The organism is Pseudomonas moraviensis (genome assembly GCF_900105805.1).
In the GTDB taxonomy this organism is placed as follows: Bacteria; Pseudomonadota; Gammaproteobacteria; order Pseudomonadales; family Pseudomonadaceae; genus Aquipseudomonas; species Aquipseudomonas moraviensis_A.
The window spans coordinates 1,347,867-1,362,693 of record NZ_LT629788.1 but is presented as its reverse complement, the minus strand read 5'-3'; the positions used below and the strand labels follow the sequence as shown (position 1 = coordinate 1,362,693).

Annotated in this window: 10 protein-coding genes; all 10 read left to right on the top strand. The window is 61.8% G+C overall.

Translation table 11 applies throughout. The annotated features are described in order from the left end of the window. Positions 1-440 precede the first annotated feature (440 nt). The 10 genes from BLU71_RS06560 to BLU71_RS06515 all read left to right on the top strand — a co-directional run bounded on the left by BLU71_RS06560 (position 441) and on the right by BLU71_RS06515 (position 14,786). Positions 441-2,147: an ATP-binding cassette domain-containing protein gene (locus tag BLU71_RS06560; protein ID WP_064363428.1), complete on the top strand. Its 1,707-nt coding sequence runs from the start codon at positions 441-443 to the stop codon at positions 2,145-2,147. Between the two features lie 167 nt (positions 2,148-2,314). Further along, positions 2,315-3,274, top strand: a complete 960-nt coding sequence (locus tag BLU71_RS06555; protein ID WP_007913915.1) for an AAA family ATPase — start codon at positions 2,315-2,317, stop codon at positions 3,272-3,274. Between the two features lie 5 nt (positions 3,275-3,279). Further along, entirely contained in the window at positions 3,280-4,224 is a 945-nt protein-coding gene (locus tag BLU71_RS06550) for a DUF58 domain-containing protein (protein ID WP_083352594.1), read from the top strand. After that, on the top strand, positions 4,221-4,718 hold the full coding sequence (locus BLU71_RS06545) for a DUF4381 domain-containing protein (RefSeq protein WP_042606790.1): 498 nt from the start codon (positions 4,221-4,223) through the stop codon (positions 4,716-4,718). Before BLU71_RS06550 ends, BLU71_RS06545 begins: the two co-directional genes overlap by 4 nt. Then, complete coding sequence (locus BLU71_RS06540; RefSeq protein WP_083352593.1) at positions 4,711-5,790, top strand: vWA domain-containing protein; 1,080 nt, start codon at positions 4,711-4,713, stop codon at positions 5,788-5,790. The genes BLU71_RS06545 and BLU71_RS06540 overlap by 8 nt, the downstream gene beginning before the upstream one ends. Beyond that, entirely contained in the window at positions 5,787-7,523 is a 1,737-nt protein-coding gene (locus BLU71_RS06535; RefSeq protein WP_083352592.1) for a vWA domain-containing protein, read from the top strand. The genes BLU71_RS06540 and BLU71_RS06535 overlap by 4 nt, the downstream gene beginning before the upstream one ends. Continuing rightward, positions 7,520-9,151 (top strand): BatD family protein, encoded by a 1,632-nt coding sequence (locus BLU71_RS06530; RefSeq protein WP_083352591.1) that lies wholly within the window; start codon positions 7,520-7,522, stop codon positions 9,149-9,151. The genes BLU71_RS06535 and BLU71_RS06530 overlap by 4 nt, the downstream gene beginning before the upstream one ends. Before the next feature lie 153 nt (positions 9,152-9,304). After that, positions 9,305-10,549 (top strand): exonuclease SbcCD subunit D C-terminal domain-containing protein, encoded by a 1,245-nt coding sequence (locus tag BLU71_RS06525; RefSeq protein WP_083352590.1) that lies wholly within the window; start codon positions 9,305-9,307, stop codon positions 10,547-10,549. Then, complete coding sequence (locus BLU71_RS06520) at positions 10,546-14,187, top strand: AAA family ATPase (RefSeq protein ID WP_083352589.1); 3,642 nt, start codon at positions 10,546-10,548, stop codon at positions 14,185-14,187. Before BLU71_RS06525 ends, BLU71_RS06520 begins: the two co-directional genes overlap by 4 nt. Then, positions 14,184-14,786 carry a glutathione S-transferase gene (locus BLU71_RS06515; protein WP_083352588.1) on the top strand — a complete coding sequence of 201 codons (603 nt, stop codon included), beginning with the start codon at positions 14,184-14,186 and terminating at the stop codon, positions 14,784-14,786. The genes BLU71_RS06520 and BLU71_RS06515 overlap by 4 nt, the downstream gene beginning before the upstream one ends. The last annotated feature ends 41 nt before the right edge of the window (positions 14,787-14,827 follow it).

The following is a 14,827-nucleotide window of genomic DNA, read 5'->3' as shown; positions in this document are numbered from 1 at the left end:
CTTTGGACATATTTATCGCCATCCAAAGAGCGGTAACGGAGCAGTTCCAATCAAACGCCTTATACGACGCCAACGATGAAATCGCGGACCGAAAGGTACTTGATGTGCTTTGTCAATCCGAGAAACTGAAACAGCTGATAGACTTCGCACCTGTTAAAAACTTGAAACTCAATACCCTGGCACCCTCAAAAAACCAACCTGCACTCTCTGTTCCTGAACAACTTGCCTTGCTCCGAAAAAACCTGAGCGGCATGAACAAAGTCCTATTTTTCAGAACAGTCATGGAGTATCCCGGGACCAACGTAGTTACCCAGACTTATATCCCGGGTCTCGAACGATTCAACATAATCAGAAATGGCCAACCCGTAGCTCCTCAGCACATTTTGCTCGGCACCAGGAGTTCGCCAACGGCGTGATTCAAAACGACCACAGGCACACTCATGCATACATTTATAAGAACAGCCTGCGAGAAACATCGACTCCTGCTGGTGATGACAATAGGCGCAACCATCACCCTGAAAATCCTGGCCCTGGCCCCTCCTTTGTTGTTGGGCAAGATCGTCGATTCACTAAACGATGCCGATCACACAACGCTGCGTACGCTGCTTTTTTTCACCGCAGCTTTTACGCTGGCCGGTTGCATTCAGTCGATGACCACCCCCCTGCAAACGCTGCTGCTCTCAAAGCTCGTCCAGCGAATTGTCATGGATGCTTCCATCAATTGGATGGCGCGGTTGATGGGCAAGGACTTTTCCCAGTTCGGCACGTGGCGAATAGGACAGTTCATCAAGTCGGTCGAGCGCGGAATCACTGCCCACGAACAGTTGCTGATGTTCTTCGTCACTACGGGTTTTCCCCTGTGTCTGGAATTTCTCATTGTGGCCGGCGCATTCTGGTATATGGGCGGAGCCTGGGTTTTCTGCGCGCTAGCAGGCCTCGGTGGCTGTTATCTCTATGCAACTCACCGGATTATTCGATGGCGCAGAAAACACATCGATGCTGTTAATGACCAGGAGGATGAGCTGAGTGCAACCTTGGTCAATACTTTGAGGGCTGGTAAATCGATAAAACTGGAACGCGCCGAACGCACGGCCCTGCAACCCTTGAACCGAGCGTTTGAGCGCTACGCCAATGCTGCGGTGACCGTAGCAGGCTCGGGCGGACTGTTGAGCGCGGCGAAGATTTTGTTTATCAGCCTGTCCACCGGCGGTTTGTTGGCTTGGGGAGTCATGGATCAGACGTCCGGACAAGCAAGTATCAGCGTCGGTCAGTTGGTCGCCATTTTCTCTATTGCTGGTACGTTCCTGTTGAATGTATCGGCGCTGACCGAAGGCTATCGGGTGCTGGATCAATTCTCGGCTGATCAACGGCGACTCAAAGAATTACTTGCAACTGGTGACTTCGATAACGATCGCCGCAATTACTCTGATGCGTTGCATAACCTATCAACATTACGGCTCGAGCCCTGCGAGATCACCCATAACGGCGTTGCGCGGCTATCAATTGCCCGCCAGATCAGCTTCCGACAGGGCCAATCCGTCGCGATCATCGGGCCCAGCGGCGCTGGCAAATCCACGTTACTCGAAGCGCTGGCAGGACTGGATTTTTCGGTGCGGCCTCGGCTGTTCATCGACGAGCTATGCATAGATCGCTTAAATGCTCGCGCTCATCTGGAAACGGTGCGTTACAGCCCCCAGTCTCCGCAGTTCCTGGAAGGAAGTTTTGAACAGTCCGTACTTTTCGGTGTTGAGCGGTCGAAGACCTTGAACGAGGCAATTCAATGCCTCCAGCTTGATGAAATCATTGGCCGAGGTCACATCGCTGAAAACGCCACCAATATCTCCGGAGGTGAAGCGAAGCGGCTTTCGTTGCTGCGACTCCTGAATCGACCGGGCAAATTCAATCTGTTTGATGAGCCGAGTGCTTCGATTGAACCGAAACTCGCCACACCAGTGTGGGATTTGCTATTCAAGACATTCGCTGGACAGGGCTTTATATGTGTCACCCATGATGTTGAACATCTCCATCGTTTTGACCGCGTGCTCGTCATGCAGCAAGGCGCCATCGTTGATGAAGGCAAATGGTTCGAACTGCTTGAGCGCCCCGCCATCAAGGTCATATTGCACAGCTTGCACACGCAGACCTGAATCGCAAAAACGTCCAGAAACGGCCCCACACAGTGCAAACGAGGGCCGATACTGACAAATCGCGCAAATGCCGTTAGTCGCCGCCCCCCGCGATGGATTAAAGTAACGCCCCCAGCCCCGGCGTTATCCGAACGCCCCGGCCACTCCTTTTCCAGGAACAGTCACCGATGGAACATCGTGAAGCGCTGCTAGCGCTGCGAACCTTTCTTTCAACGCAGATTCTCGGCCAGGAAAAACTCATCGAGCGCTTGCTCATCGCCCTGCTCGCCGACGGCCACATGCTGGTCGAGGGCGCTCCCGGTCTGGCCAAGACCAAAGCGATCAAAGAACTCGCCGAGGGCATCGAAGCCCAGTTCCATCGTATTCAGTTCACCCCCGACCTGCTGCCGGCCGACATCACCGGCACCGAGATCTACCGCCCGGAAACCGGCAGTTTCGTGTTCCAGCAAGGGCCGATCTTCCACAACCTCGTGCTGGCGGACGAAATCAACCGCGCGCCGGCCAAGGTGCAATCGGCCCTGCTCGAAGCGATGGCCGAGCGTCAGGTCAGTGTCGGGCGCAGCACTTATGAACTGTCGCCGCTGTTCCTGGTGATGGCGACGCAGAACCCGATCGAACAGGAAGGTACCTACCCGCTGCCGGAAGCCCAGCTCGATCGTTTCCTCATGCACGTCAAGATCGGCTTCCCCGACGCCGCCGTTGAACGCCGCATCCTCCAGCAGGCCCGTGGCGAGGCGTTGAACGGTGAGACCAAGCCCGAGCGTCGGGTCAGCCAGCAGGCGATCTTCGCCGCGCGCAAGGAAATCCTCGGTTTGTACATGGCCGACGCCGTGGAGGAATACCTGGTGCAACTGGTCATGGCCACGCGCAACCCGGCCAAGTTCGACCCGGAAATGGCCGAGTGGATCGCCTATGGCGCCAGCCCGCGCGGTTCGATCGCGCTGGATCGCTGCGCCCGCGCCCACGCCTGGCTGGCCGGTCGCGACTTCGTCAGCCCGGAAGACATTCAGGCCGTGCTGTTCGACGTGTTGCGTCACCGCATCATTCTGTCGTTCGAAGCCGAAGCCGCTGGCATCGATCAGGACCGCGTGGTGCAGCGGATTCTCGACGTCGTCGCCGTCGCTTGACCCCCATGAACGCTGCCCTGCCCCCCGAACCCGGTATCCGCATCAGCCTCGCCGAGCTGATCGAGATGCGTCACCGCGTGCGCGAGGTGCAACTGTTTTCCACGCCGAGTCAGCGCAGCCCGTTGATCGGCCTGCATCACTCGAAATTTCGTGGCCGTGGCGTCGACTTCGATCAGGTGCGGGTGTATCAGGCCGGCGACGATGTGCGCACCATCGACTGGCGCGTCACCGCGCGCACCCAGGAGCCGCACACCAAGCTGTTCCATGAGGAGCGCGAGCGGCCGATTTTCATCATGGTCGAGCAGAGCACGCGGCTGTTTTTCGGTTCGGGGCTGATGTTCAAGTCGGTGCTGGCGGCACAAGTCGCGGCGTTGATCGGCTGGGCCGCGCTGGGGCACAACGATCGCGTCGGCGGGCTGGTGTTCGGCGACAACGAGCACTACGAAATCAAGCCGCGGCGCAGCAAGCAGAGCCTGCTGCAATTGCTCAACCGCCTGGTCAAGGTCAATCAGTCGCTGCACAGCGAGCGCGAGCCGGATCGCGATGCCTTCGGCGTGGCCCTGCGCCGCGCGCGGGAAGTGCTGCGGCCGGGCAGTCTGGCCATCGTCATTTGTGATGAGCGCGCGTTGTCCGACAGCGCCGAGCGGCAACTGAGCCTGCTGGCGCGGCATTGCGATCTGCTGATGTTGCCGCTGTCCGATCCACTCGATCACGCCTTGCCCGCCGCCGGCCTGCTGCGCTTCGCCGAGCGTGGCGCACAGCTGGAAATCGACACGCTGAATTTCGACCTGCGCCAGACCTACCGCGCCCAGGCCGAAGCGCGCATCGCTCGCTGGGAATTGCTCGCGCAAAAGCTGCGAGTGTTGCTGATGCCGTTGAGTACGCAGAGCGAAATGGTCGAACAGATGCGCGAGTTCTTGAACCCGCAGCGTCCGGGGAAAGGTCGATGAACGGCCTCGAGCAACTGCAACCGCTGATCTCACCGCCGCCGATTGCCTTCTGGCCGCCGGCGCCGGGCTGGTGGCTGCTGCTTCTGCTGTTGCCGCTGCTGGGTTTCGCCGTGTGGAAGCTGCGCCGTTTCATTCCGATGAAGAAACGCCCGGTGGTGCGTGCCGAGCAACCGCTGGACCCAGTGCGCATCGCCGCCCTCGCCGAATTGGCGCAAATGCCCAAGCCCTACGACGGCGCCCCGGCCGGCGCCTGGCTGCAACAACTCAACGGCCTGCTCAAGCGTCTGTGCCGCAACCACTATCCGTACAGCCAAAGCCACACCCTCAACGGGCGCAAATGGCTGGCCTTCCTCGACAACCGCTGCCCCGCTGCCGGCCTGACGCGCTGGATGGTGCTGGTCGAAGGCGCGTACAAACCGGAATGCAAACTCGATGACAAAGCCATCGCCGGCCTGACTCAGGCAGTCGACACGTGGATTCGCAAACATGTTTGAGTTCGCCTGGCCGTGGATCTTTGCGCTGCTGCCGCTACCGTGGTTGATGCGTCTGGTCCTGCCGGTGGCCGACAGCGGCGAGCCGGCGCTGAAAGTCAGTTTCCTCGCCGACCTCGAAGGCCTCGCCCGCCGCCGTGCCCGCGCCAACTTGCCGGCATGGCGGCAGCAGGCGCCGTTCATTCTGTTATGGCTGATCCTGCTGACCGCCGCCGCGCGCCCGCAATGGCTCGGCGAACCGCTGCCGATTGCCGCCAGTGGCCGTGATCTGCTGGTGGCAGTGGACGTCTCCGGCTCGATGGATTTCCCCGACATGCAGTGGCAGGACGAAGAAGTCAGTCGCCTGTCGCTGGTGCAGCATTTGCTCGGCGATTTCCTTGAAAGCCGCGATGGCGACCGCGTCGGTCTGATCCTGTTTGGCAGTCAGGCCTACCTGCAAGCGCCGCTGACCTTTGACCGGCGCACCGTGCGGGTGTGGCTCGACGAGGCGCGGATCGGTATCGCCGGCAAGAACACCGCGATCGGCGATGCCATCGGCCTGGCCTTGAAACGCCTGCGTCTGCGTCCGGCGCAAAGTCGCGTGCTGATTCTGGTCACCGACGGCGCCAACAATGGCGGCGAAATCAATCCCCTGACCGCTGCGAAACTGGCAGCCAGCGAAGGCGTCAGAATCTATCCGATCGGCATCGGCGCCAATCCCGAGGACAGCGGCTCGACCGGCCTGCTCGGGGTCAATCCGAGCCTTGACCTGGATGAACCGGCGCTCAAGGCCATTGCCGAAGTCACCGGCGGCCAGTACTTCCGCGCCCACGACGGCAAAGAGCTGCAAGCGATCAAGGACACCCTCGATCAGCTCGAGCCGGTGACCCAGCAACCGACTCAGGCACGCCCGGCGCAGGCCTTGTATCACTGGCCGCTGGCGTTGGCGCTGTGGTTGAGCCTGTTGCTGGTGGTTCGCGAATTGTGGCCGGACAACCCGCTGCAACGCCTGTTCAGCAAGCAACTGTATTTGCAAAGTCCGTTGCCGGACTGGCGTGAGCGCCTGCAACGTTTGCGTCTGCGGAGGCGCCGATGATCGCGCTCTGGCCGCACTGGTTCCGCCCCTGGTGGCTGTTGCTGTTGCCGTTGCTCGGCTGGCTGCTCTGGCAACTCTGGCACCGGCAGAAGCGCGCCGGTCGCTGGCAGATGATTCTGCCACCAGCGTTTCACGCGGCCCTGCTCAGTGGTGGCAGCGGGCGCCAGAGCAAATTGCCGTGGATCGCCCTTGGCGTGGCGTGGTTGCTGACCATTCTGGCGCTGCTCGGGCCGAGCTGGGAGCGCGTCGAACAGACCAGCCAGAAACCCGCCGATCCGCTGGTGGTGGTGCTCGAACTGACGCCAGAGATGCTCGCCACCGACTCGCCGCCAACACGTCTGGAGCAGGCGCGGCGCAAGCTGTTCGACCTGTTGCAGGCGCGCAGCGATGCGCAGACTGCCATCGTGGTTTATGCCGGCAGCGCGCACACGCTGGTGCCGCTGTCGGATGATCTGGCGACCAGCCGTAATCTGCTCGATGCACTCAAACCGTCGCTGATGCCGCAAAGCGGTCACCGCGCCGATCTGGCAGTGGACAAGGCACTGGCCTTGCTCAAGCAAGGGGCGCTGGGTGAGGGACGGATTCTGTTGATCGGTTCGTCGCTCAATGAAGAGGAACGGCGCGGTATTCGTCGCGCGCTCAATGGCGAGTCGACGCAACTGCTGATGCTCGGGATCGGCACCGCTGAAGGTGCGCCGATTGCCCAGGAGGACGGCAGTTTCCTCAAGGACGAGCAAGGCGCGATCCGCGTGCCTCAACTCGACAGCCCGGGTTTGGCGACCTTCCTCAACAGTGTCGGCGGCGAGTATCGCTCGGCGCGACTCGACGAGGCTGATCTCGGCGCCCTTGGCCTGCTCAACGGCCCGCGCAGCCTGCGTGACGATGGCCAGACCGTGCGCCTCGACACCTGGGCCGATCAGGGTTACTGGCTGCTGTTGCCGCTGCTGTTGCTGGCGGCCTGTGCCGGGCGTCGCGGCTGGCTGTTCTGCCTGCCGCTGCTGTGGTGCCTGCCGCAACCGAGCTACGCTTTCGACTTCGAAGACTTGTGGCTGCGCCCTGACCAGCAGGGTTTGCACCTGCTCAAGCAGAAGCGCCCGGCCGAGGCCGCGCAGCATTTCGATGATCATCAGTGGCAAGGGGTGGCGTTGTACGAGGCCGGCGACTACAGTGGCGCCGCTCAGCGCTTCGCCGAGGGCAGCGATGCCCGCGCCCACTACAATCGTGGCAACGCCCTGGCAAAAAGCGGTGAGCTGGAAGCAGCAATCGACGCCTACGAACAGGCGCTGGAGCTGCAAGCGGATCTGCGTCCGGCGCAGACCAACAAGGCGTTGGTGGAAAACCTGCTGAAGCAGAAAAACGCCTCGCCGCCGACCGAACCGGATAACCAGCCGAACCAACAAAGTCTGCCCGGCGATGAGCCCTCGCCGACCACCGCGCCCCCTCCGGCGGTGACCAGCGAAACCCAGAGCGAGGCGCAACCGGCCGAGTCCGCGAGCGAACCACCTCCGACCGCCCCGCCACTGCCAGGCCCCAACGAAATCCCCGGCAGCAACGAGGAAGAGGAAACCGACACGGTGCCGACCCTGCGCCCGAGCGAGAACAATCTCGAAGGCGAACAGCGTCAGGCGCTCGAGCAATGGCTGGGCAAGATCCCGGACGACCCGGGTGAACTGCTCAGGCGCAAATTCTGGTACGAACAGCAACAACATCAGGATCAGGAAAACATTCGATGACCCGCTTCACCGCTCTCTTGCTGCCCCTGCTGATCAGCACGTTTACCGCTCAGGCGGCCGAGCTGACCGCCAGCGTGGATCGCAGTCGCCTGAACTCCGGCGAGACGGTCGAGCTCACCCTCGAAACTGATGACGTCACCCAGTTCGGCAAGCCGGACCTGTCGGCGCTGGAAGCGCTGTTCGAAGTGCGCGGCACGCGTCAGGTCAACCAGCTCAACACGCTCAACGGCGACACCCGTGCGACCACGCGCTGGATCATCACCCTGCTGCCGAAAGAGAACGGCAGCGTGACTATTCCGCCGCTGCAACTGGGCGAAGCGCATAGCCAGCCGATCACCGTGCAGGTGTTTGCCAGCGATCACCGCGAAGACACCAACAGCCTCGATCCGGTGTTCATCGAAGCCAGCCTCGATCAGACCAGCGTCTATGTACAGGCCCAGGCCATCCTGACCCTGCGCATCTATCATTCGGTTTCGCTGTACGACGACAGCAGCCTGAGCCCGCTGCAAATCGCCGATGCGCGCATCGAACAGCTCGGCGACACGCGCGCCTACGAAAAAGACATCAACGGCCTGCGCCACGGCGTGATCGAGATGCGCTACGCGATCTACCCGCAACACAGCGGCCTGCTGACGATCGCCCCGCAGACCTTCAGCGCCACATTGGTCGATACCGCGCCATCAGCAGACGCCTCGGGGCCGAAGCCCGGCAAATTGATGCGCGTCAGCTCTGCGTCGATCCCGTTGACGGTCAAACCGAAACCGCTGACCTACCCGGTCGACGCACCATGGTTGCCGGCACGCAGTCTCAGCCTCAGCGAAAGCTGGAGCCCGGAACCGGATCACACCCAGGTTGGCGATTCCCTGACCCGCAGCCTGACCCTGAAAGTCGAAGGCCTCGCCAGCTCGCAGTTGCCCGCCCTGCCCGCCACCGACGTCAACGGCCTGCGCCGCTACCCCGATCAACCGGTGCTGAGCAACCAGAGCAGCGACCGCGGCATCATCGGCAGCCGCGAAGAACGCGAAGCCCTGGTACCAAGCCGCAGCGGCGCGATCGACCTTCCGACCGTCGACGTGGTCTGGTGGAACACCTTCGAAGATCACCTCGAACACAGCAGCCTGCCCGCACGCACTCTGCAAATCGCGAACAACCCGAGCCTGCAAATCGACACCCCGGCCGGCACCCTGCAACCGAGCACACCCGACAACGACACCCTGTGGTGGTGGAAACTCAGCACCCTGATCCTCGCCTGCACCACCCTGCTCGGCTTCGGCCTCTGGTGGCGCGCCCGCTGGCAACCGGCAGTCCACCGCGCCGCGCAGGCCGGCCCGAGCCCGCGCACCCTGCTCGACGACATCAAACGCGCCAGCCAGGCAAACGACCCGCACGCCACCCGCCAGGCACTGGATGCCTGGGCGCGGCAACAACCGGAGACACTGGCGGACATGGCCGCGCGGTTCGTGCCGTTGTCGGATGCGTTGGACGGGTTGAACGGCGCGCTGTACAGCGAGACCGGACAGCATTGGCAGGGTGAGGATTTGTGGCGGGCAATCCGTACTATTCCAGCGGCGGAGCGAGTGCAGGATCCGGTGAGTGAGAGTGGCTTGCCGCCGCTTTATCCGAAGTAACACGCCAAAGATCGCAGCCTTCGGCAGCTCCTACGGATTCTGTGCAGGAGCTGCCGAAGGCTGCGATCTTTTGATCTTGCCAGTAAACTCACCTTTCTCAAGCCGCCCCGTTCTTTTGCGGCCATCACCTCTTTTAACGTTGCGGAGTCCACCTTGCGTCTGTTCCACACCTCCGACTGGCACCTTGGGCAAAACCTGCACGGCCAGGAGCGCGATTTCGAGCACGCGTGTTTTCTCGAATGGCTGCTGCGTCAGTTGCAACTGGCGCAGCCGGATGTGCTGCTGATCGCCGGGGACATCTTCGATACGGTCAATCCGCCGGTCAAAGCTCAGGAACGCCTTTACGACTTCATCGTCAGCGCTCACGAACAGCAGCCGCTGCTGACCATCGTGATGATCGCCGGCAACCATGATTCCGGCTCGCGGATCGAATTGCCGGCGCCTCTGATGCGGCGTTTGCGCACCCACGCGTTGGGCCGGGTGCTGTGGCTGGATGACGGCCAGCTCGATGCCGAGCGCCTGTTGCTGCCGCTGCCGAATGCGCAGGGCGAAATCGCCGCGTGGTGTCTGGCGCTACCGTTTCTGCGTCCGGCGGAAGTTACTGGTGCGCATCTGGGCGACAACTATTTGCGCGGCATCGGTCAGGTGCATGAGTGGCTGATCGCGGCGGCGAATGCCAAGCGTCAGCCCGGGCAGGCGTTGATCGCTATCAGCCACGCGCACATGGCCGGCGGTTCGGTATCGGAGGATTCCGAGCGCAGCCTGATCATCGGCAATGCCGAAGCGCTGCCCGCCAGCCTGTTCGGCGAAAGCATCAGTTACGTCGCCCTCGGCCATTTGCACAAGCCGCAGAAGGTCAACGGCGAGGAGCGCATCCGCTACAGCGGCTCGCCGATTCCGCTGTCGTTCTCGGAGATCGGTTATCAGCATCAGATTCTCGATGTCGTCCTCGACGGTGAAACTCTGGTCAGCGTCGAGCCGAAACTGATTCCGCGCTCGGTCAATCTGCAGCGCATCGGCCCGGCGCCGCTGGCCGAGATTCTGCTGCAACTGGCTGACCTGCCGAACGTCGATCTGCTCGCCGAAACCCAGCGCCAGCCATGGCTCGAAGTCCGTGTACGCCTGGATGAGCCGCAGCCGGATCTGCGCCATCAAGTGGAGACCGCACTGCAAGGCAAGGCCGTACGTCTGGTGCGCATCGCCGCTGAATACGCCGGCAATCGTGGCGCCGATGGCAGCGATGACGGCAGCACGCTGATCGAACTCGACCAGCTCACCCCGCAGGAATTGTTCAGCCGCGCCTGGCTCGACAACTACGGCAGCGAGGTCGATGAGCAGACGCTCAAGGACTTCGCCGAGTTGCTGCAAGACGTGCAACTGGAGGGCGAGCAGCCATGAAGATCCTCGCCATTCGTTTGAAGAACCTCGCCTCGCTGGCCGGGCCGTTCGAGATCGATTTCACTGCTGAGCCGTTGGCCAGCGCCGGTCTGTTCGCGATCACCGGCCCGACCGGCGCCGGCAAAAGTACCCTGCTCGACGCTTTGTGCCTGGCACTGTTCGGCGCCGTGCCGCGCCTGAACAACACTGGCCGCGATGCCAAAGTCCCCGACGCCGACGGCGAGATCGCCACTGGCGACCCGCGCACCTTGCTGCGTCGTGGCACCGGCGAAGGCTATGCCGAAGTGGATTTTGTCGGCGTCGATGGCCGCCGCTATCGCGCACGTTGGGAAGCCAACCGCGCTCGCGAGAAGGCTGGCGGCAAGTTGCAAGCGAGCCGGCAGAGCCTGCGCGATATCGATCAGGATCAATTGCTCGCCAGCCAGAAAGGCGAATACAAAACCCAACTGGAAGCCGCGCTGGGCCTGAATTTCGAACAGTTCACCCGCGCTGTGCTGCTGGCGCAGAGCGAATTCAGCGCGTTCCTCAAGGCCGACGACAACGACCGCAGTGAGCTGCTGGAGAAACTCACCGACACCGCGCTGTACACTCGCCTGGGCCGTCGCGCTTTCGACAAGACCAAAGAAGCTCGCGAAGCGCACAAGCTGCTGCAGGATCAGGCCACCGGGGTCACGCCACTGGCACCTGAAGCGCGCGCCGAACTCGACGAGCGCTTCAACACCGCGCAGCAACAAATGAAAGCGCAACAGGCGCAGCTCAAACAGCTTGAGCAACAACACGGTTGGCTGAAGGATTTGCGTCTGTTGCAAGACGCGCAAAAAGCCGCCAGCGAACAACTGCAAACCGCGCAACAGCAATGGCAAGCCCTGGCTGGAGAGCGGGTGAAACTGACGCGTCTGGAGCAGCTTGGCCCGCAGCGTCATCAATTTGCGCGCAAGGCCGAGCTCGATGCGCTGCTGACACCACTGGCGGCGCAGATTGCCGCGCACACGCAAGAACATGCGGCCCTCGGGGAACGCCAGACGCAACTGGCGCAAAACCTCGACGCAGCAAAAGTCGCCCTGAGCCAAGCGCAACAACGCCAGAGCGAAAACGCGCCGCTGCTGCGTCAGGCATTCGAAGAACAAAGCACCCTCGCCCGCCTGATCAAGGACACTGCCAGCAGCGCCGAAGCCCGGCAAGCGGCCGAGCAAGCGTTCAAGGATGGCCAGAGCGCGATTCAGGCTTTGCAGGAAAAACAGGCTGAGGTCGCCGAGCGTCTGCAACGCATCGCCACCGGGCTTGAGCAGAGTGTGCATCTGGCGCCGTTGAGCGATGCCTGGAGCGCCTATCGCGATCGTCTGCAACAGCTGATGCTGATCGGCAACCGCTTGAACAAGGGCCAGACCGAACTGGCGTCCCTTGAACAGAACGCCGCGCACAGCGCTGAACAACTGGCTGCGCATAAACAGCAACTGGAAGTCCTGTTCAAGGAGGCCGGTGCTGAACCGGATGCGGTCGCCGAACAGATCGGCCTGCTCGGCACTTTGCTGCAGGACAACCGCAAACAGCTGCGCGCGATCGAAGACCTGTCGCGGCTGTGGGCGTCTCAGCAGGATCTCGACAAGCGCAGCGCCGAGTTGCAACAACGTCAGCTCGACGCGCAGCAGCAACGTGAACGTCTGACCCAGGACGGTGTGAAAACCAAGGCCGAACTGACCGTCGCCGAGCAGACCCTCAGCGTCACTCGCGAACTGCTCGAGCGTCAGCGGCTGGCGCGCAGTGCCAGTGTCGAAGAGTTGCGCGCGCAGTTGCAGGACGATCAGCCCTGCCCGGTCTGCGGCAGCAACGAGCATCCCTATCATCAGCCCGAAGCGCTGCTGCAAAGCCTCGGGCGCCACGATGAAAGCGAACAGGCCAATGCCCAGCAAGTGGTCGATCAGCTCAAGGAAAAACTGATCGAGCTGCGCGGCGAAGTCGGTGGCGTGATCGCGCAACAGAAAGAATTGCTCCAGCAACAGGAACAATTGGCTGCGCAGCAACAAGCCCTGGCGCCGAGCCTCGATGCGCATCCGCTGGCCGCGCAACTGCTCAATCAGGACGCCGACAAACGCGACGCCTGGCTCAGCCGCCAGAACGAGCAGTTGAACCAAAGCATCACTCAGGACGAACAACGCCAGAGCGCCCTGCTCACCTTGCAGCAGGACGCCGCGCGCCTGTCGCAGCAATTGCGTCAGGCCGAGGTCGCCCATCAGCAAGCGGCGCAACAGCTGAGCCATCAGCAACATGAGCTCAACAGCGACCGTCAGCGCCTTGAGGAGGAACTCAACGCGTTCGGCCCGCTGCTGCCGGCTGACACCCTCGAAGCACTGCGCCTTGAGCCGGCCGCGACGTTCCTGCAACTGGATCGGCAGATCGCCGAGCGTCTGGCCCAGCTCGAGCAGCAAAAGGAAGAACTGAGCGAACAGCAGCAACGCCAGCAAACCCTCGAGAAAGAACAGGATCGCCAGCAGTTGCGCACTCAGCAACTGCAAAGCGTCGAGGAGCAATTCACGGCGTTGACCGAGCAGCAGCAAAGCTGTCAGGAAAAACTCGCGCTACTGATTGGCGACCACACCAGCGCCGAGCATTGGCAGCAGCAGTTGGAACACGCGGTGGAACAGGCGCGTATTGCCGAGACCAGCACGGCTGAGGAACTGCAGACCGTACGCACGCAGCTGGTGCAAATCGCCGCTGAGCTCAAGGCGCAGCAGGATCGCCTGCAAGCACTGCAAGCTGAAGATCTGGCACTCGCCGCCAAGATCGCTGATTGGCGCGCCAACCATCCGGAACTGGATGACGGCGGCCTCGAAGACTTGCTGCGCTTTGATGACGCGCAGGTCGCCGAACTGCGCCAGACTCTTCAGCACAACGAAAAAGCCATCGAACAGGCCCAGGTCTTGTTGCAGGAGCGCGATCAGCGTCTGCTCGATCATCAGGCCCGGCAGGACGGTAATCTTGACGCCGAACAGCTCGATAGCGCCCTCGCTGAATTGCAAAAACAGTTCGCCGTCAGTGAGCAGCAGTGCGCCGAGTTGCGCGCCGAACAGGTTGAAGACCAGCGCCGGCAGAACGCCAATCAGGCGCTGGCCCGGCAGATCGCCGAGGCTTATGCCGAGTATCAGCGCTGGGCGCGGCTCAGTGCGTTGATCGGCTCGGCCACCGGCGACACCTTCCGCAAGATCGCCCAGGCCTACAACCTCGACCTGCTGGTGCATCACGCCAACGCCCAACTGCGCCAACTGGTCAAACGCTATCGGCTCAAACGCGGCGGCAGCATGCTCGGCCTGCTGGTGATGGACACGGAAATGGGCGACGAACTGCGCTCAGTGCATTCGTTGTCCGGCGGCGAGACGTTCCTCGTCTCACTGGCGTTGGCGCTCGGTCTGGCGTCGATGGCGTCGAGCACGCTGAAAATCGAATCGCTGTTTATCGACGAAGGTTTCGGCAGCCTCGATCCGGAATCGCTGCAACTGGCCATGGATGCCCTCGATGGCTTGCAGGCGCAGGGGCGCAAGGTGGCGGTGATTTCCCATGTGCAGGAAATGCACGAACGCATCCCGGTGCAGATTCAGGTGCGGCGCCAGGGCAATGGTTTGAGCACGCTGGAGGTGAAATGAACACGCTGTATTCGTTCCGCCGCTGCCCTTACGCGATGCGGGCGCGGATGGCGCTGCGTTATGCGGACGTACAGGTGGAGATTGTTGAGGTCAGCCTCAAGGACAAGCCGGCGCAGATGCTCGCGCTCTCGCCCAAGGGCACGGTGCCGGTGCTGAACGCCGATGGCGTGGTGATTGATGAGAGCCTGCAGATCATGCGCTGGGCGTTGGCGCAGAATGATCCGGATGATTGGTTGCTGGCCGGAGATTCATTCGCGGCGCTGTGGATGGAAAAGCTGATTGAGGGCAATGATCAGATTTTCAAAACAGCTCTGAACCGCTACAAGTATGCCGAGCGCTACCCTGAGCAGCCGATGGAAGCTTATCGGGCTGAAGGTGGATTGTTTCTGCAAAAGCTGGATGAGCTGCTCGAAGGCCGCGAATATTTGCTGGCCGATCATCAAAGCCTCGCCGACATCGCCCTGCTGCCCTTCGTCCGGCAGTTCGCTCATGTTGATCGGGAGTGGTTTGCGCAGACTCCGTACGTTCGTTTGCAAGCCTGGTTGCAGCGTTTCCTCGAATCCGAACTGTTCACTTCAATCATGAAGAAGTCGAGCTGAATCTCGGCCTCACACACACCTGTGGCGAGGGAGCAAGCTCC